The organism is Nitrosopumilus sp. S4 (genome assembly GCF_054515835.1).
In genome coordinates this window covers 964,019-981,348 of the sequence record NZ_CM137258.1, presented here as the reverse complement: position 1 = coordinate 981,348, position 17,330 = coordinate 964,019, and the positions used below count along the sequence as shown (strand labels likewise).

At 32.1% G+C, this 17,330-nt stretch carries 23 protein-coding genes; 16 read left to right on the top strand and 7 right to left on the bottom strand.

Annotation, left to right across the window (positions count from 1 at the left end; all coding sequences use genetic code 11):
• Positions 1-5: 5 nt before the first annotated feature.
• Positions 6-269 (bottom strand): hypothetical protein, encoded by a 264-nt coding sequence (locus ACX119_RS05585; protein ID WP_459350315.1) that lies wholly within the window; start codon positions 267-269, stop codon positions 6-8.
• Positions 270-865: 596 nt separating this feature from the next.
• Between ACX119_RS05585 and ACX119_RS05580 the strand changes: the two genes are divergently transcribed.
• Both ACX119_RS05580 and ACX119_RS05575 read left to right on the top strand, forming a co-directional pair.
• On the top strand, positions 866-1,648 hold the full coding sequence (locus tag ACX119_RS05580) for a hypothetical protein (protein ID WP_459350314.1): 783 nt from the start codon (positions 866-868) through the stop codon (positions 1,646-1,648).
• A gap of 89 nt (positions 1,649-1,737) precedes the next feature.
• On the top strand, positions 1,738-2,682 hold the full coding sequence (locus tag ACX119_RS05575) for a PEFG-CTERM sorting domain-containing protein (protein WP_459350313.1): 945 nt from the start codon (positions 1,738-1,740) through the stop codon (positions 2,680-2,682).
• 21 nt (positions 2,683-2,703) lie between these two features.
• On the opposite strand, the gene ACX119_RS05570 is transcribed toward ACX119_RS05575, so the two are convergent.
• Entirely contained in the window at positions 2,704-3,537 is an 834-nt protein-coding gene (locus ACX119_RS05570; RefSeq protein ID WP_459350312.1) for a hypothetical protein, read from the bottom strand.
• Between the two features lie 212 nt (positions 3,538-3,749).
• Here ACX119_RS05570 and ACX119_RS05565 point away from each other — a divergent pair, with 212 nt between their 5' ends.
• Positions 3,750-4,586, top strand: a complete 837-nt coding sequence (locus tag ACX119_RS05565; RefSeq protein WP_459350311.1) for a hypothetical protein — start codon at positions 3,750-3,752, stop codon at positions 4,584-4,586.
• Between the two features lie 51 nt (positions 4,587-4,637).
• The gene (locus tag ACX119_RS05560) at positions 4,638-5,171 is read left to right on the top strand and encodes a hypothetical protein (protein ID WP_459350310.1); all 534 of its coding nucleotides are present in this window, start codon (positions 4,638-4,640) and stop codon (positions 5,169-5,171) included.
• Here the strand turns inward: ACX119_RS05560 and ACX119_RS05555 are convergent, their stop codons facing one another.
• Entirely contained in the window at positions 5,172-5,384 is a 213-nt protein-coding gene (locus ACX119_RS05555; protein WP_459350309.1) for a hypothetical protein, read from the bottom strand. It abuts the gene before it with no gap.
• Between the two features lies 1 nt (position 5,385).
• Positions 5,386-5,640, bottom strand: coding sequence for a hypothetical protein (locus tag ACX119_RS05550; RefSeq protein ID WP_459350308.1), 255 nt, complete (start codon positions 5,638-5,640; stop codon positions 5,386-5,388).
• Positions 5,641-6,269: 629 nt separating this feature from the next.
• On the opposite strand from ACX119_RS05550, the gene ACX119_RS05545 reads away from it, so the two are divergent.
• From ACX119_RS05545 to ACX119_RS05515, 7 genes are all read left to right on the top strand, one after another.
• The gene (locus tag ACX119_RS05545; protein ID WP_459350307.1) at positions 6,270-6,395 is read left to right on the top strand and encodes a hypothetical protein; all 126 of its coding nucleotides are present in this window, start codon (positions 6,270-6,272) and stop codon (positions 6,393-6,395) included.
• Between the two features lie 135 nt (positions 6,396-6,530).
• Positions 6,531-6,713 carry a hypothetical protein gene (locus tag ACX119_RS05540; RefSeq protein WP_459350306.1) on the top strand — a complete coding sequence of 61 codons (183 nt, stop codon included), beginning with the start codon at positions 6,531-6,533 and terminating at the stop codon, positions 6,711-6,713.
• Positions 6,704-6,952 (top strand): hypothetical protein, encoded by a 249-nt coding sequence (locus tag ACX119_RS05535; protein WP_459350305.1) that lies wholly within the window; start codon positions 6,704-6,706, stop codon positions 6,950-6,952. The genes ACX119_RS05540 and ACX119_RS05535 overlap by 10 nt, the downstream gene beginning before the upstream one ends.
• A complete protein-coding gene (locus ACX119_RS05530; protein ID WP_459350304.1) occupies positions 6,949-7,206 on the top strand; it encodes a hypothetical protein in 258 nt (85 codons plus the stop codon). Before ACX119_RS05535 ends, ACX119_RS05530 begins: the two co-directional genes overlap by 4 nt.
• On the top strand, positions 7,206-7,439 hold the full coding sequence (locus ACX119_RS05525) for a hypothetical protein (RefSeq protein ID WP_459350303.1): 234 nt from the start codon (positions 7,206-7,208) through the stop codon (positions 7,437-7,439). Before ACX119_RS05530 ends, ACX119_RS05525 begins: the two co-directional genes overlap by 1 nt.
• Before the next feature lie 16 nt (positions 7,440-7,455).
• Positions 7,456-9,369, top strand: coding sequence for a hypothetical protein (locus ACX119_RS05520; RefSeq protein ID WP_459350302.1), 1,914 nt, complete (start codon positions 7,456-7,458; stop codon positions 9,367-9,369).
• A complete protein-coding gene (locus tag ACX119_RS05515; protein WP_459350301.1) occupies positions 9,362-9,607 on the top strand; it encodes a YozE family protein in 246 nt (81 codons plus the stop codon). The genes ACX119_RS05520 and ACX119_RS05515 overlap by 8 nt, the downstream gene beginning before the upstream one ends.
• 227 nt (positions 9,608-9,834) lie before the next feature.
• On the opposite strand, the gene ACX119_RS05510 is transcribed toward ACX119_RS05515, so the two are convergent.
• Positions 9,835-11,574 (bottom strand): hypothetical protein, encoded by a 1,740-nt coding sequence (locus ACX119_RS05510; protein WP_459350300.1) that lies wholly within the window; start codon positions 11,572-11,574, stop codon positions 9,835-9,837.
• 3 nt (positions 11,575-11,577) lie between these two features.
• Positions 11,578-11,838, bottom strand: coding sequence for a hypothetical protein (locus ACX119_RS05505; RefSeq protein WP_459350299.1), 261 nt, complete (start codon positions 11,836-11,838; stop codon positions 11,578-11,580).
• A 168-nt stretch (positions 11,839-12,006) separates the two neighbouring features.
• Between ACX119_RS05505 and purS the strand changes: the two genes are divergently transcribed.
• Complete coding sequence (purS, locus tag ACX119_RS05500) at positions 12,007-12,267, top strand: phosphoribosylformylglycinamidine synthase subunit PurS (protein ID WP_459350298.1); 261 nt, start codon at positions 12,007-12,009, stop codon at positions 12,265-12,267.
• Between the two features lie 20 nt (positions 12,268-12,287).
• On the opposite strand, the gene ACX119_RS05495 is transcribed toward purS, so the two are convergent.
• Positions 12,288-12,668, bottom strand: a complete 381-nt coding sequence (locus ACX119_RS05495) for a hypothetical protein (RefSeq protein ID WP_459350297.1) — start codon at positions 12,666-12,668, stop codon at positions 12,288-12,290.
• A gap of 132 nt (positions 12,669-12,800) precedes the next feature.
• Between ACX119_RS05495 and purQ the strand changes: the two genes are divergently transcribed.
• From purQ to ACX119_RS05475, 4 genes are read left to right on the top strand one after another with little or no spacing between them, the layout of a single operon-like run.
• Positions 12,801-13,481, top strand: coding sequence for a phosphoribosylformylglycinamidine synthase subunit PurQ (purQ, locus tag ACX119_RS05490; RefSeq protein WP_459350296.1), 681 nt, complete (start codon positions 12,801-12,803; stop codon positions 13,479-13,481).
• Positions 13,478-15,643: a phosphoribosylformylglycinamidine synthase subunit PurL gene (purL, locus tag ACX119_RS05485; protein ID WP_459350295.1), complete on the top strand. Its 2,166-nt coding sequence runs from the start codon at positions 13,478-13,480 to the stop codon at positions 15,641-15,643. Before purQ ends, purL begins: the two co-directional genes overlap by 4 nt.
• Positions 15,636-17,069: an amidophosphoribosyltransferase gene (gene purF, locus ACX119_RS05480; protein ID WP_459350294.1), complete on the top strand. Its 1,434-nt coding sequence runs from the start codon at positions 15,636-15,638 to the stop codon at positions 17,067-17,069. Before purL ends, purF begins: the two co-directional genes overlap by 8 nt.
• On the top strand, positions 17,070-17,315 hold the full coding sequence (locus ACX119_RS05475) for an Lrp/AsnC ligand binding domain-containing protein (protein WP_459350293.1): 246 nt from the start codon (positions 17,070-17,072) through the stop codon (positions 17,313-17,315). It abuts the gene before it with no gap.
• Positions 17,316-17,330 lie beyond the last annotated feature (15 nt).

The following is a 17,330-nucleotide window of genomic DNA, read 5'->3' as shown; positions in this document are numbered from 1 at the left end:
GAGAATCAGTTGGATTCCTCTAAACCAGATATTCCCATTTGAAGATAGTATTTTCTGAAATTATCTCCATTTGCATCATAGAGATTTAATGTTCTTCTATCATCAATCCAAATACCATATCCTTTAGGTGGTGAACCATCAAGAACTAGATAAGTAGAATCACCATACCCCTCTTTTTGTTTCATAATGATCAAATCTCTATTTCCTGAACCACCATGAGTTTTTGCATATTTTTTCAGTAGTTTTTCTTTGACTTGTTCTACTGTCATTGAATCTACACATTGCAATTTCAATACCATTGTAATCATAGAATATTGGTTATTGTAGATATAAACTTCATGCAAAACAACATAAGTATACTATGAAATCCTGATCCATATCTATTGAAGAATATTGATTTAGGTAGTTCTAGCCTTTGATTTTGAAGTGTTTTTCAAATTGGACATTTCCATTTTTACAAATTTCAAACTGACACCATCAAAAGCCTACTGACACCATCAAATTGATTTTAATGGTGTCAAAATCTAGGCAGGGCTTAGGCGTGTGACACCGTTGACACCGTTGACACCGTTGTTTTCGCAAAACTTTCAAACTGTTGATTTTTCATTCAGATTTCAAGTTACTCAAAATTGATGGTGTCAATGGTGTCATGGTGTCAATTAAATACTCTAGGCATAATTTACTGACACCATCAAATTTCGTTTAATGGTGTCAATGGTGTCAAAATATTTTGAAAATGTCCGATATGATTCATCAAATAATACGGTAAAATGACATAGTTAGGTAGTTCCAACTAAGCAAAATTACTGATCCAACATTATAGTTAGCATGATCCATATATTGAAGAAAAATGAAGTAATATTCTATGAGTTTTGATGAAGATACTAGTTTTCAATCTGATGCAGGTTCAGATAATAACGGTGGTCAATGTGTAAGACAAAAACGATTATTTGAAAAATTAACTAATACTGATAAAGATGATTGGACAACCGTTTCAATTATTGGTAGATTGAAAGATGCACAAGGTAGAGAGTATTATCAATTCAGTTTAGAGGGATTAGAAGATTATGAAGAAATAGAACCATTCTTTGATTTATTGGAAAAAGAAGAACCTGATAGATTAGGTCGAATTAAACAAGAACATGAGGATAACAAAAAAGAAAACACTACATCAAAAGCCCGAGATAGTTGTCAATATTGTGGACATGGAATGATATATGAATACAGAATTAAAAACGATAAGAAAAAACTGATAATGACCATTGGCAGTCATTGTATTGAGGGATTCGATAACGTTGATCCTGCATTAGAACATCTACGAAAAAGAGATGAGAAAACATTGAGAGATGCAATGAGAAAATTTATTCCAGAAGTATCTAATCAAATTTGGACAGATAGAAGATTTGCCTTAAGAATTTACAAAAGAGATGGTGTTGAAAAAATGTTACCTAAGCAAAAGCATAGGGATTACTACAATCTACTAAAGGAATTAGATGTTGATAATTGTTCAGTTCAAGAACTCAAAGAAACATTTAAGAAAATTGACAATCTTGAATTTATCCGATACCCTGAATTTATTGAGGATATAGTTCACCCACAACTAGCAAAAAAGAAACATGGTGGTCTAGATGAATTTTTTTGGCGTTAGTTAGAACTACCTAAGAAAATACCTCTATTTTGTGCCTATTTATCACTATTTTGATATATGCTTAAGTTTAGAATATTTGTAGCAAATTAGTGAAACCTGTAATAATTATTTTAATGGCATTTGTTTTGTTAATTCCTACTACTGTTTTTGCACAAACGTATTCATATGAACCAAGTGATGAATGTCCTGATCCAGAATTTCCATATCTTTGGGAAAATGGGAAATGTCATAAAACATCAGAATATGATTATAATTGTAATGTAGGTTTTGAAGAATATTGGAATGATGAATGTTATTTAGATAATGGGTGTCCTGTAGATTATCCAAATCTTTGGGAAGATGGATTGTGTTATGATTTGCCAGAACCTAAACCTGCAATAATGGGATTTTATGAAAATGAACGATATGAATTTTCTTTTGAAATACCTACAAATTGGCGTTATCAAGAGGGCATAACAACCGAAGATGGTAGAACCTATGAACTGTTGGCATTTCCAGAAGAATTTAGTTTAGAAAATGTAGATGATGATGCAAATATGATGGATTTGCAGATGGCATTATCGGGATTACCATTTCAATTTGAATCACCATTAATCGCTGTAAATTTTGAAAATATACCAACATCTAAAGTTTCTACATTATCCGAAAAAAATCTCAAAGAATATGTTTTAGATAAAATAATGATTGAACAACCAAGTGCCAAGATAATGGATTCATGGGTAAAATCTAATTCATGGGGTTGGGAAGTTTATGTGATTTATAATTATGATTTGGATATGGGAATTGACAAGGGTATTCCTTACATGGGGGAAGAATCTACATATTTTTTCAAAGATAGAGAATCTTATGTAGTTGAATATGGAGCTCCTCCAATTCATTTTGACGAATATAGACACGTATATGATCATGTTCTTGAAACTCTCATTATCAAATCAGTTGCAGTTCCAGAGTTTGGAAGTATTGCAATATTGATTCTAATCACATCTGTTGTGAGCATAATTGTAGTTTCTAGAAAATTTACGCCTAGAATTTAGGGAAACAATCAATCTTTGATATTATCGTAAATCAGAAATCACTCGATTTACTTGTTCAATCTGATTGTAGAAAAATACCAATTCATCAAGATTTGTGAGATTTTGCCATTTACCTACCAAATCATCATACTGAATTTCTGTTTTGATATCTCTATCCATGTACGTTATCTTCATCTTTTTATTTACTGTAAATGAAGAATGTGCTATCGCATTTCTTATGTGTTCATCATATCCATCAAAAAGAATTTCACTATCTTTTATTCCATCAAAATATTCAATAATTCCATTTTGACCTGTTAATTTCATCTTTCTAATTTCTTCCATGTCCACATTTTGACCTTTTGATAGTTTATCCCAAATTACAACATCTTTTAGATTTCTACCATAAACCCCATCAATATTAGCTAAATAGAGATAACTTACTGCTACTGCATAGTCAAAATTGGTGTCTCTACCTTTTTCAAGCATTGTTTGTAGACTATCATTTACTTTTCTTGCATCTAATCTTTTTTTGATCAACTTACCCCATTTTATATTTAGATGTAAATTGTTTAATCCTGAAACATTATTTTTCATTGTATTGATGATTCTTTTCTTGTAAAATTTACTTAGTAATGTTCTATGTTTAATCCATGCATTATTGTTTTGATGATTGTATTCAAGAATGAATGTGGTTTGTAAAACCTTGAATGTAGAGTTTAATATTGGAAAATTATTTGTTGTTTTTAATATATTATCAATAGTATCGATTTCCTTGACACATAATGGATAGTCATATTTATCAAACAATTCTCTAACTTGAGCAAGATGTTTCAAACCCTGAATTTTTGTAAGTTTTGGTGCTTGTTTTGCCAAATCTATTCCTATCCTTATCAATTTCTTAGGTAGTTTTAAGCAAATTTAGTAATTTCATGCCTAAAACTAATAGAAAAAATCAATCTTTGATACAATCTGATTCAAAAAGCAGGGGGAAACTATGATATGTTATAGTAATTATTCCTAAAATCAAGACCCCCATCAGTTTTGAGGAATTTGGATTTTTTAAAATCCAATATGCTTAAGTTAACATGGAAATTATGAAAAATATGGGCTTTAAGAAAATATTTGGTAAAGTTGCTGAAAAAATTGAAGATAAGGCTCAAGATATCAAGGTGAAGCGAGAAGAACGTAAACGTATAGAAGCAGAGGAAAAAGCACAGATCGAATCACAGATTAAGGAATTTGAAAATATTTTAGATAAATTTGAAATTAAACATCTTCAATCATATTGTGCAGATATTTTAGGAATGGAACCACGTGAATTTGAAAAAGATAATGATGGCAATAAACGAGAAATAAAACCCAACAGAAAAACATTTGAATATTTCATAATCGAGCAATTCAAAGATGGGAATACCAAATTAAATCAATTAAAAGATTTTGCACTTAAAAGAAAGTTAGTAGTTCCTAGTTTTTTTGGAATGGGTTCTGATGAATCGGGAGATGAAAGAGAATTTCAAAATATTATAAATGAAATTGAACACAGTTTTGAACCTGAAAGAATTTTAGATGAAAAAGAGTTACAATCTCAATTAACAATATTTTTGAAAGCAAAATATCCAAATAGAAAAATTGAGAGAGAGGTAATTACACAAAATAAAGATAAACTCGATATCGTCATAGATGGCAAATTTGTCTTTGAGTTAAAAGTTCCCAAGAGTAGAACAGATCTTCGTAACTTAAGCGCACAATTAGAAGAATATTCTGAGCAATATCCTAATGTATGTGCAATAATTGCAGATACGTCTAAGATTGCAGAAGATGTTGAATCAGGTCTTACTCAAAACATCAAACAATATGCAGATAAATACAAAGTAAAATTAGACATTCAATCATTAGTATTCGAGATTGTTACTCGAAAATAGATTTTGTTTGTAATATGTTAAATTCATAAGTTCTTCATTTTTGGAAAGGATGTGTTTGATACAAGTATGACCATAGAGCAATTAGTTCAAATTGCGACTATTTTTGGTGTTATAATTGCATTAAGCACATTAGCATGGCAAATCAAAGGGCAAAGAACCCAACTCAAAGAGGATAAAAAAGCAAGATCGATAGAAATCGCTAGTAATTACATTCAGCGAATTTTCTCTGAACCTTATGCCATAATCATTCACACTATCTCTTATTCAGAATTGAAAAATAAGCCAATTACAATAATTGGAAATGGTAAAACAGATGTATCAAGTTTAGTAATCAATGAATTTGAATTAGTAAAATTTTTAGTTGAAATGGAAATGCTATCATTATTTATTAATGAAAACAATATTGAAACAAAATATGCCTACGAAGTATTTAGCTCAGTAATTTTCAAAATTTTTAATAACAATGCCATAAAGGATTACATGAAACAAAACACAGATGCACAATCAGATAATCATGATCAGTTAAAAAATGCTTATAGAAAACTTTTAGAATATAGGAATAAAAAATTAAAATTAGATAAATGATTAGATTTTTGGATTCTCAAAAATATCTGCATTAATAATTTCCCAAGTTTGATTAACTGATACAAGTTTCTTGGTAATTGCAATCATAGTATTCTTATCTTTTTTCTTTGTACATTTCTTACAGTTGTAAATTCTAATCCGATAATCATTTGGTGCTTTGTTGTTTGATATTATGTAATCTAAAACAGATTTACATTCAGGACAATAAGGCATTTCAGTAACCTATTTTCTTTCTTGCAGTGTCTCGTTTGTGGTAAACTGTAGCGTATGGTAATTCAGTAAATTCTTCAAATGTTTGAATTAATGCAGATTTCACATGATCAGATAATTTACATTTCTCACAGTATCTACGCAATCCCCCTAAAGATGAAGTTGTAGGGAATCTATAATCCCCCCTCATTACTTGATAAGATAATCTATGATAATCATCTTTCTTAGCATTTTTCATCAAATATGCGTTGAACTTCATTTTTAGAAATATCCTTTGACTATATCAAAAATTAATTGCCACGATACACCAATGACTACGCCAAACCCGAATATCATAAATTTCATCATGGAAAACCACCCTTTAGAGCATAAATTACGCCTAAAATCGATACAATTATCGTAGTATCAAGAATTAGAATTTGTTTCTGATGTTTCATATCTGATTACCACTCAATAGAAACAAGAAAGATAGTGTTGCGATAACACCGACAATAAATCCAATAATTAATTTCATAAGAAAAACATCTAATCAAGAATAAATAAAGACCCTATGCCTAAACAAATAAAATTAAAATCAAAAAGACATTTGATAAATTAATTCTTTTATTCTTTGAAAACTGTTTTTGATTATGTAAAATGAAAATTAAAGTAGTTTTAACAAAACGAAATTAGTTAAATCAAAATGAAATTATTTTCATTGTAAAATTAATTACAACTTTATTGTTAGAACTACCTTATTCGTACCTAAAACAAGTGTTGTTTTCTTTTGTTGTAATACAACTTAGAACCACCTACTACTTTATTGTTAGAACTACTTTATTCAATACGATTATCGTTAGGAATTTGTTTTTAGTGTGCCTTAAATAATCCTCATGTACAAGATTGAACATGAATACAACATCATTCAAAATTAATGTAACTGCCAATGATTGCATTGATTTCAAAAATTCTTCATTGGTGAACATTGCTACCAATGAAAACAAAATTAATTTCATTGGTGGTATGAATGATTAGACCTAGTGTTTCTGAAAATACAATACATGAAATTTCTAAAAGAATTTTTGTACCCTCTGAACTAATATCATTTGAAAAATTACTAATCCTTTTCATAGAACGATTTGATCAATTAAAAAATGAGGTATCACAGAAGTGACCTCACTTACACTCGCTAAAGTAATAGCAACGGTTCAAACCAATCAGGTAGGGTTAATCGGTCTTGCCCTGCCTGATTTTTTATTAATTCAAAATAAAAAAGAAAGAATGGAATTGTTAGGATTCCAAACTTCAACCAAAACGACCAATCTTCCACAAAAGGTGTTTCTATGTCATTAAAGATAATACAACGATATAAGCACCTCACGCTACGAAAAGCATCACATAATGATACTAGAATTGATGTAATATGCCCATACTGTGACCGTTCTAAGACCTATCATTCTATTCAGAGTTTGTACATTCATTTCTGTAAAGTTCACAAAGATGAAGATAATCCTGACATTCCAAAAAAGAAGTTCTGCAGAGCATTGAATGAATTTTCAATGATTGTAGATTTGGGCGTGATACTAAGATGAGCAAATGGATTGAGGGTAAATGGTTTGATGGTAGAACCATAAAAGCAGAACGTCATATATGGCAAATCAATATTCATCAGAAATTCTTTATTGATGTTTGTTTGATTATTGTTGATAGATTCAAAGATAATTTGTGTAAAATTTGTTTGGAAAATCATGTTTCACAAAGTGGTTTGATCAACTGTTTAAAATCACATAGAAAAAAAACCGTAAACTACTATCTTGACTTCTTGCTACATGAGGATATGTTCTAATGCCTTTAGACGTTTGTGATCAATGTTCTCAAAAGAGAGAACTTCATTTTGTTACCTGTGTAATCCCTACAGTATTTGGTGAAATGGAATATGAGGGTACTATTTGTGATGGTTGTAAATCTAGTTTAGACTATGTTCAGTATTGCCATATTGAACTCTATGAAGAATTAATGAAAAAACTATCAAACAGAATGAAGATTGTTTCTAACAAACTAAAGAGGAATTTAAGATAAGATGGATTGATGTTAAATGACACATACCGATTCTGCGATAACTGATATTTTCAAAGAGTTTTTCAATTCTTTTAAGATTGATGAGAAATACAAGTATATTATTTTGATAGAGGGAATCCCCGTTAGTAATTCCCCTATCGAGATTGATTATGATGATTTTGATGATGAAATTAAAGAATTAATCACAATCTACAGAAAAGAAAGAATCCATAAAACCCTGTACCGAGCAATCGCAGAAGTTCTACAGGTTAGTATTGGTTCTAGTGTGGATTCTATGATGAATGAAAACATAATCAAATTCAAAATAGCAAATTATGACAGATATTCAGGTGTATTTGAAAAACCACAAGAATTAGTTGAACCACCTAAAGTAGTTCTAAACAAAGATGATGATGATAAAATACCTGCAACTGTTAAGGTGTTCAATGTAGGAAATTCAATCATTGAGAATCAAATCAAATCAGAAAATGATACTAGTCAAATTATCATTCAAGTAAAACTAAATGATAAACCCCATTGGATTGATGTGTTTTCCCCTACCTTTGATCAAATGATTAGAGTGAAAACCCAAAATGTCTATGATGAAATTTATTCTGAAAGTACATACAAATCAGGAATTACAAACTTACACGCTTATGCTTTATTGAATGGTACAGTTACAAAACCTGTTTTTAGTAGAAGTGCATTTCTTGACAATACTCTATACTATGATTTACAAGATGATAATGGTACAATCTACAAAATATCTACAGATGAAATAACCAAATCTGAAATAGATGATAATACACCAATCTTTCTAAAATCACCTAGTGCAAAAACAAAACAAAGTATTCAACAAGAACCTAACTTTGATAATCCTACTGCATTAGATGAATTTGTCAAACTATGTAGGATTCAAGAATCAGATAAAGTAGTCTTTACATCTCACTTAGTAGCATTTTTCCTAAAGGGTTTTCCAATTCCTATTAAAATTTTACATGGTGAACAGGGTTCAGCAAAAACAACGGTATCAGGTGCTATCAAATCATTAGTTGATCCAGAGGGTGAAAACGCATTGTCATTACCTGATAATGTAGATGATTTAGCAATCATGTTATCTAAAAGAGATTTATCTAATTTTGATAATATTGATGTTTTGATAAAAATATTATCTCAATTTCTTTGCAAAGCAGTTACAGGTACACAATATATCAAACGTGGACTTTACACAAATGATTCAGAATTTTGTCTAATTCTAATGTCAAAAATCATTCTAAATGGTATTGACCCTAGTATCAATCAACCTGATTTGCTAGAACGTTCAATCTTCTATGAATTGCCAAAAATTGACAAAACTGCAAGAATGACAGATAAGAAATTCCATGAGAAATTAGAAGCATTACGACCATCTGTTCTAGGTGTTATCTTTGAAACTATCCAAAAGGCAATGAAAATAGTTGATGCAGTAGAAGACGAATTAGATGGTGTATCATTGCCTAGAATGGCTACATTTGCAATTTGGGGTGAGGCAATATCCAGAGTATTAGGTAATTCAGATAATGCTTTCTTGAACAGATATTGGGAAAAGATTGACGATACCAATCTAAGTCTGAATGAAGAATATCCTTTGATTCCATTATTAGTTGCAATGATGAAAAGAAACTCAAAGATTGATGATACTACCAAAGAAATCATACCCTTAGCAAAAACTGCAAGTCTGAATGAATTGTTTGGTATATTGGATTTAGGGTCAGATAAAAAAGATAAAGGATTACCAGAAGATGTCAAGATGTTAGGAAAACAACTCAAACAACTAACACCACCCATGAGAGCAATGGGTTATGAAATTAGTGTTGTCAAATATAATAAAAGAGATGGTGATTACACCAGAGGTTCTAGAATTGTAACCATCACACCAATATCTGAAAAAGGATTAGATTCATTTGCCTGATGATAAAGTATTGACATTTTTTGAATGGATAATGCAGTTTGTAGATAAAGAGATTGCTTATGGTGATTTGGCAAGAGATATGAAAGATGATAGTGATTTACCTGAAACAAATAAGAGAGATGAATATGAATGGTATTTCTCAACGATTAAGAATTGTTGTAATGATGCGTTCTTTACATTTCATTCTGCATTTGATGAATATGAAAAATATCTAAAGTCATTAGATGAAACAACTTAGTGTGATGTTTCACGCACACGACATACATGACGGTTTTGTTATGGCTATAGATTACTCTAACTTAGTAGCAGAATTGGAAAAAAATAATCCTCATTTCATTCATCAATTCATCATACAACATCTATAGGGAAATCAAATGAAAAAATGAATGATTAATGAATTTAGGCATGGATTATTCATCAAAATTCATCAAAAAATGCCCTTATTCACGCAATATTGAACCTAGATTATGCAGTTTGTTTCTTTTTCCAAGTTCCGTAAAAATTTGAAAGATAGACAGTTGTTTTGGTTGAAAAGCCCATATCGGGTATAATCCCCTCACTTTCTTGCAATGTTAGTTCATCTTTGATCAATTCCCAACTCTTTTGCTCTTTTTCTCGCCAAACTTGGATTTTTTTACAAATATCATCTTTAATCTGTTTTTTTGCTTGAACTGATTTCTTTTGTTCAGATTTTGTCAATGTCTTACTTTCTGTAGGTTTTTTGTTTTCTACAGTTTTCCAATGAATACCTGTATCATTGATGAAATCTTCTGTAGATTGTTTATGATGAAATTTTGGCATACCGATTGTTTCTCGTCTAAACTCATTATTCACATAGGTAACATATCCCACATTATCAGGTAGATTATCGGGTGCAGGTCTTCTATCATCTAGGTATTTCTTTAGTTTTGGGTATCTACTTTCATAGAATTTCAGTTGTCCAATATTCTCTATTTGTTTTGATATTCCAAATCTTTTAGCAAAACCTAATCTATCTTTTTGAACTTTATCAAACAACCAACGCCAATCTTCACCTAGAATGTTCTTTGATGCTCTTTTGATAATTACTAAATTTGCCTGATGTCTTACACCATCATACAAATCTTGGGGGTTTTGATAATCGCCCAAAAACCATGTTTTGAAGTGTCTTGCTTCTGGTATGAAATCAAAGATTGCTTTCTTTGATAGACCTGCTTTTGCTTCACCTGATAGTTTAGAACTAGGTGCAACACTTCTCAGTTCATTAATTACGATTGCAACTTTATGATGGGATTTCTGTTTCTTAGTCCAATACTTTCTTTCTTTACCGACATCTGATTCTTTTAGAGGGGTAAAATGTCCTGATTTATTCATCAAGAATTGAATCATTTTGATTATTGCAGTTAGTGTTTCAAATTTATCAACTTGACCCTCAAAGATTGCAGGGTTCATTACAACGATTCTGGATTCTTTTCTAGCATCAAGAACTATCTTAGTAAATTCATTCTTGAAAATTTCAGTTCTGTTTGCTGATGAGGGTGTGGTAAATTGTGCAACTTTGATTAGTGCTTTAGGTCTAAGATATTCAGGTTTTGCTAGTTTTCCCTCTAAGAGTAATCTTTTCTGTTCTGTAGTGATTTCTGAATTATACTGCTTGTATTCGTCAAAATCTTTCCATAATACACCATTGAATCTATCAAGTGATTCTTGATTTACCTCGATATAATCTGGAACTAGCCAAACTATAGGATATGCTTTAGAACACTTACAATGAAGTTCATTTCCCTTTAAGAAACTAATTCCTTTTTCCGTTGCTTCTACAAATTTTCTACCATCTTTTTCAATAAATCTAATAAATTTAGAATCTTCTAAGATTCCCTGATATTTCTCAAATTCTGGTATCTTGCCTATTTGGATTGGGGGTTTTGCAAATTTACCAAAATAATAATTCATTACATCTTTCATCTTGCTAAAATGATCACCACAATTCTTGTTAATTGCCCAATAGAGATTTTCAAAACTTCTAGCACCCCAAAGATGAAGAATCAATATGCCCTCATTGTAGAGTTTTTCTGCAGTAGCATCTACTGCAACACCTTTTCCTGAATTTCTCATGCCCTGATACAAAATTACCTGTGGCTCTTCTGGATCAAGCCATTTACTAGATGAGAGTTTCTTTACGACATTAGATTTTGATTTAGCAGAAAAAGTTTCGGTAGTGGACATATCTTAATTTGGTAAAATATCCAAACCCATCAATTTCTTTTTCATTACTTCATCTGAATGATAATAGAATGTGATTTCTTGTTCACATACAATACAGGTTTTCTTTATGTCGTTTGGTGGTTGAGGTAGTGCTTCGTTACCTGCAAACAAATGTCCTTGATGCCAACACATACTTTTGATTGGCACATCATCACTATCTTCTATTGATGGTTCTTGTAAATAATGTGAAGAACCAATCAAAAAGAATTTCAATTTGGATTTCATAAAATGGAATTATAACTAAGAATAGATATAGACCTCATGCGTACAAAATATGATATTTCTTTAGGTAGTTTTTAGGTATGAAAAAGGGTACAATGTATTTCTAATACATTGTCAATTAATAGTTAGTCGGAAGATAGATTAACCTCATTTTTAATTTGCAAATTACTAATGGCTGCATTTGAAGTTGATGTTGTGATTGAAAACAAACCTGGCATCAGTGATCCTGAAGGTCAGACAATACTAAATGATCTTGTTCTTAAAGGAACTCACAAAACAGTTTCCAAAATTAAGACTGCAAAGATGCTCAAATTCACTATAAAAGAAAAAGATAAAAAAACTGCACAATCAAAAATTCAAGAAATTTGTGATGATCTCAGAATTTACAATCCTATGGTAAGCAAAGTGACTTTTAGTTGTCGTGAAATTTAATATCTATTAAACTAAATTTTCTAGTTTCCTTTCAATCCTACAGATTCTTTTAATTCCACACTATGGTTGGTCCCTTTAGTATCATCCGTTGAACTTTCACCCGATACATCTAACTCTTCATTTAATTCAGTCTCCGTTATTTCAGATTCTGCACTAAATTGTTTTTCAATTATTCCCCAACCTTTTAGTTGTAGTTTCTCTGCAGTGGTAGATGTAACACAAGCTGCATCGCCTGACATTCTAATCATTAAGGTAAAACCTCCCTTGCAAATCACATCTTCTGCAGAAACTCCCTTTGACATTTGTTTTCTTGGTGAGTCTATTCCTTCTGAAAATACAACTGCTGGTAAAAGCCCGATAGAAAGAATTAATGGAATCAATGCAAAAATTAGTGCTCGCATGTTTTTGTGTGAAATTTACCTAAATAAAACAATGTCTGTTATGATTTTTTTAAGATTAAAGATCGCAAAGCATTCCTAACAAATAATCTCGCACTCGATTCAGATTAAATATTGCTGAATGTAATTGCTGGTGTGAAGGTTGGAGTTGTAGTTTTTCCTGGTAGTAACTGCGATCGTGATATGTATCATGTACTAACTGATGTATTTCATCTTGATGCTCAATATTTTTGGCATGAAAAAGGCCTTCCAAAAAATATTGATGCGGTAATTTTGCCTGGTGGCTTCTCTTATGGAGATAGATTACGTGCAGGCGTAATTGCAGCTCATAGTCCTGTGATTAAGGATGTTCAAAAGATGGCTGAAAAAGGAATTCCGATTTTAGGTGTATGTAACGGCTTTCAAATCCTAGTTGAAGCCGGATTACTTCCGGGCGTTTTACTCAAAAATGAATCTCTGAATTTTATGTGTGAGTGGACAAATCTGATAGTAGAAAATAATAAGACTCCATTTACAAACCAGTTTAAACCTCATGAGAAAATCCCTATCCCCATTGCAAATGGTGAAGGTAGATACTATGTGGATGAGAATACTCTAAAAGAAATCAAAAAGAAAAACCAGATTGTATTTAGATATGAAGAAGTTGTTAATGGTTCAACTGATAAAATTGCAGGTGTATGCAATGAAGATGGAAACGTTGTTGGTATGATGCCACACCCAGAACGTGCTACCGAATCTGAAATTAATCCAATTGATAACAAACCTTCTTCTAGAATTTTTGAATCATTAATGGTAAAAATGGGTGTTAAAAATTGAGTTTAGAACCTCAAGAACTTGAAGAACTAAAATCAAAGATTGGAAGAAGTCCTACATCTACTGAACTACAAATTGTAGCTGCAGAATGGTCAGAACACTGCTCTTACAAATCATCAAAAAAACATCTCAAAATGTTACCAATGAAAGGACCATTGGTAATTGTTGAAAAAGGATATGATTCAGGAGTCTTAGATGTTGGTGGTGGATATGTTGTCACTGCTCACATTGAAAGTCATAATCATCCATCTGCAGTTGAGCCCTATGGTGGTGCTGCAACTGGAGTTGGTGGTGTAATCAGAGATATTTTATCTGCTGGAACTAGGCCTATTGCTATTTTTGACGGATTACGATTTGGAGATATTGAAAAAGATCAACAGGCAAGGTGGTTATTCAAAAATGCAGTAACCGGAATTGCAGACTATGGTAATTGTTTAGGCATTCCGACCATTGGTGGGGAAGTGGAATTTGATGATTGTTATGAAAATTACGCTCTAGTTGATGTAGCAGCAATTGGATTTGGAAAAAAAGAAAATCTGATAAAAAATCATTCAAAGAAAGGGGACTTGGTAGTCTTGTTAGGTGGTTCAACTGGAAGAGATGGAATTGGTGGTTCTCAGTTTGCTTCTGATTCATTAGAATCTGAAGACCGTTCTGCTGTTCAAATCCCAGATCCATTTATTGAAAAATTAATCATTGAAGCAATTCTTGAGGCAAGAAACCAGAAACTGATTCATGCAATGAAAGACCTTGGTGGGGGTGGCTTGTCTTGTGCAATCTCTGAGACTGCTGATACACTTGAAATTGGAATTGAGATGGATGTTGGAAAAGTTCACACCAGAGAGTCTGATATGCATCCTGATGAAATTATGGTCTCTGAATCCCAAGAGCGAATGTTGATTGTTACCAGTAAAACGAAATTAAAAAAACTAGAAGAAATTTGTAAAAAATTCCATATTGGTTGTTCTGTTATTGGACATGTGACCTCTGATAAGAAAATGCATGTCAAAAAAGGCAAGAAGACATATGCAAATCTTCCAACTGATGTTGTTGCAAATGCAACCTTACTTGATTTGCCTTCAAAAAAACCTGCTTATCTTGATTCAATTGAAAATGAAAAGAAACTCAAACCAATATCTGACTATTCTAAAATGATGATGAAGTTTTTAGCATCACCTAATATTGCTAGTAAAATCTGGATTTATTCTCAGTATGATCATGAAGTTGGAATTAGAACTGTTGTTAAACCTGGAAGAGATGCATCTGTGTTGCGATTAGATAATGGTAAATTTTTATCTGCAAAAATTGATGGCAACCCTAAGCACTGTTTTATCAATCCGCGAGAGGGTGCAATTGGTTGTTTTGAAGAGGCATGCAGAAATGTTGTATGTACTGGAGCAAAACCAATTGGAATGCTTGATCATCTTCAATTTGGAAACCCAAAAGATCCTGAAATATTTTGGACATTTTTAGAATCCCTAAAAGGCTTGACTGATTTTGCAAAGTTTTTCAAGATTCCATGCGTTGGTGGTAAAGTCAGTCTATACAACGAAACCACAAAAGGACCAATAAAACCAACTCCTGTAATTGGTGTTTTAGGATTAATTGAGAAAAAACCCTTAATCTCTCAAAAAATCTCAGATGGGGATTGTCTTGTAATGGTAGGTGCCACCAAAGATGAGATGGGCGGTTCAGAATATTTTGAATATATTCACAAATTTATTGGCGGAAAATGTCCTGTTGTAAATTTTGATGAATCAAAGAAGAACATGAATTCTGTATTAGAAATTATTGAGAGGCAACTTGTAAAATCTGCCCATGATTGCTCAAAGGGTGGATTGGCAGTAGCTGTATCTGAGTTGTGTATGACTAATAATATTGGTTGCAAAACTTTGCTTGAAAAAATTCCAGGAGAAAAATTAGATGCTGACAGAATTTTGTTTTCTGAGACTCATTCAAGATATCTGTTAGTAGTAGAAAAGAAAAATCTAAAAGAATTAGAAAAAATCCTCCAAAAACACAAGACTGTTTTTGCAAATATTGGTAAATTTGAAGGTGAGAAAATTGAATTCACACATGGAGCAAAGTCGATCATAGATCTAAGAGTTGATAAAGCGCAAAAAACTTGGTTAAATTCGTTAAGGGATTTGGTTCTTCATGGTTAAGGAAAATTGCGGTGTAGTTGGAATTTTTAGTCTTAGTGGGACCAATGTTGTTCCAATGGCAATTGATGCACTAAGAGCACTCCAACATAGAGGACAAGAGGCTTGGGGTATTGCTATTCCAAACAAAACTCCTCTAAAACGCTTAGGTCTTGTATCCTCAGCATCATCTGATTTCAAATCTATATCTGAGGAGTATGCATCTCCTGCAGTTATTGGCCATGTGAGATATTCTACTATGGGTAGAAGTTCTCTTGAGAATGCACAGCCTCTCAAAGTAAAAGATCTTTGCATTGCTCATAATGGAACAATTGCAAATGTTCAGGAATTATCAAATTTAGTTGGTGGTTGCTCATTTACCCCTCAAAATGCAAGTGATACATTGGTTGCCGCTCAAAGACTTGTTTCATTAATTTCTGAAAATGGACAGATGGGAAAAGCACTATCGATTTTAAAAAATGAGATGGTGGGCTCTTACTGTTTTACATTTATCTCTGATGACAATTCTGTTTATGCAGCACGTGATCCAAAAGGATTCCGTCCAATGGTGTTAGGTCACAAAGAATCTGATAACACATACATTGTTGCATCTGAATCATCTGCAGTTTCTGCAGTTGGTGCTAAATTACAGCGAAATGTTAATCCTGGGGAATTAATCAAACTAAGCCAAAAAGGATTGGAGACTGAAATGTTCTCCGATGATACAAAACGTGCACACTGCTCATTTGAATTTACTTACTTTGCTCACCCTTCAAGTAACATGGAGGGAACGAACATCTATGTTGCACGAAAAAATATTGGGAGATTTTTAGCAAAGAAATTCCCAATCAAAGATGCAGACTTGGTAATACCTGTTCCTGATTCTGCTAGACCTGCAGCATTAGGATATGCACAAGAATTAGGTGTCTCCTTTGATGAAGGATTACTAAAAGACAGATATAGCAAAAAAGGCCCACTACGAAGTTTTATCGAGCCTCATCAATCAGATAGAATTGAAATTAACAGATGGATTATTCCAATTAGAGAAATTATCGATGGTAAACACGTTGTAGTAATTGATGATAGTCTTGTAAGGGGTACTAGCTCAAAGGCAATTATCAAGGCACTTCGCAGGGCTGGTGCTAGAAAAATTAGTATGGTGATTACATACCCTCCTATCAAATATCCTTGCTATGCTGGCATTGATTTTCCTTCTCAAGAAGAACTAGCGACATTCTCTAATGGAAAAGAAATGAATCAGGACGAAATCACTGAGATGGTAAGACAGAGTATTGGTGCAGACTTTTTAGGATACAATGATGCTGAAAATTTGGCTGCTGCTGTAGGTATTCCAAAAGATTCGATGTGTTTTACATGCTCTACTGGAAACTATGAATCATTAGGGATTACTCCTGAATTTAGAAGTAGAGAAGAGATGAAGGGTGAATAGATGGAAACTTCCTATGTTCTTGTAAAAAGTGAGATGGCTCATGAGATGGAGGTCATGAAAGAATTGCTTCAATTAGAACTTGTAAAAGAAGCAAAAGGTACTTTTGGTGTCTATGATATTTTTGTTAAACTTGAAGCAACTACTTATGAAGAAATTGAGAATGTAATCACAAAACATATCCGAAAAATACCTCATGTTCTTTCAACTACAACTCTTTCAGTAATTCCTGAACAAGACGGCAAATAATCCTGAATTTCTAAC

Excerpts from the sequence above, each read along its gene's own strand:
- ACX119_RS05585 (WP_459350315.1), bottom strand. The coding sequence starts at position 269 with ATGACAGTAGAACAAGTCAAAGAAAAACTACTGAAAAAATATGCAAAA.
- ACX119_RS05580 (WP_459350314.1), top strand. The coding sequence starts at position 866 with ATGAGTTTTGATGAAGATACTAGTTTTCAATCTGATGCAGGTTCAGAT.
- ACX119_RS05565 (WP_459350311.1), top strand. The coding sequence starts at position 3,750 with ATGGAAATTATGAAAAATATGGGCTTTAAGAAAATATTTGGTAAAGTT.
- ACX119_RS05555 (WP_459350309.1), bottom strand. The coding sequence starts at position 5,384 with ATGCCTTATTGTCCTGAATGTAAATCTGTTTTAGATTACATAATATCA.
- ACX119_RS05550 (WP_459350308.1), bottom strand. The coding sequence starts at position 5,640 with ATGAAGTTCAACGCATATTTGATGAAAAATGCTAAGAAAGATGATTAT.
- ACX119_RS05545 (WP_459350307.1), top strand. The coding sequence starts at position 6,270 with ATGAATACAACATCATTCAAAATTAATGTAACTGCCAATGATTGCATT.
- ACX119_RS05535 (WP_459350305.1), top strand. The coding sequence starts at position 6,704 with ATGTCATTAAAGATAATACAACGATATAAGCACCTCACGCTACGAAAA.
- ACX119_RS05530 (WP_459350304.1), top strand. The coding sequence starts at position 6,949 with ATGAGCAAATGGATTGAGGGTAAATGGTTTGATGGTAGAACCATAAAA.
- ACX119_RS05525 (WP_459350303.1), top strand. The coding sequence starts at position 7,206 with ATGCCTTTAGACGTTTGTGATCAATGTTCTCAAAAGAGAGAACTTCAT.
- ACX119_RS05520 (WP_459350302.1), top strand. The coding sequence starts at position 7,456 with ATGACACATACCGATTCTGCGATAACTGATATTTTCAAAGAGTTTTTC.
- ACX119_RS05510 (WP_459350300.1), bottom strand. The coding sequence starts at position 11,574 with ATGTCCACTACCGAAACTTTTTCTGCTAAATCAAAATCTAATGTCGTA.
- ACX119_RS05505 (WP_459350299.1), bottom strand. The coding sequence starts at position 11,838 with ATGAAATCCAAATTGAAATTCTTTTTGATTGGTTCTTCACATTATTTA.
- purS (WP_459350298.1), top strand. The coding sequence starts at position 12,007 with ATGGCTGCATTTGAAGTTGATGTTGTGATTGAAAACAAACCTGGCATC.
- ACX119_RS05495 (WP_459350297.1), bottom strand. The coding sequence starts at position 12,668 with ATGCGAGCACTAATTTTTGCATTGATTCCATTAATTCTTTCTATCGGG.
- purF (WP_459350294.1), top strand. The coding sequence starts at position 15,636 with ATGGTTAAGGAAAATTGCGGTGTAGTTGGAATTTTTAGTCTTAGTGGG.
- ACX119_RS05475 (WP_459350293.1), top strand. The coding sequence starts at position 17,070 with ATGGAAACTTCCTATGTTCTTGTAAAAAGTGAGATGGCTCATGAGATG.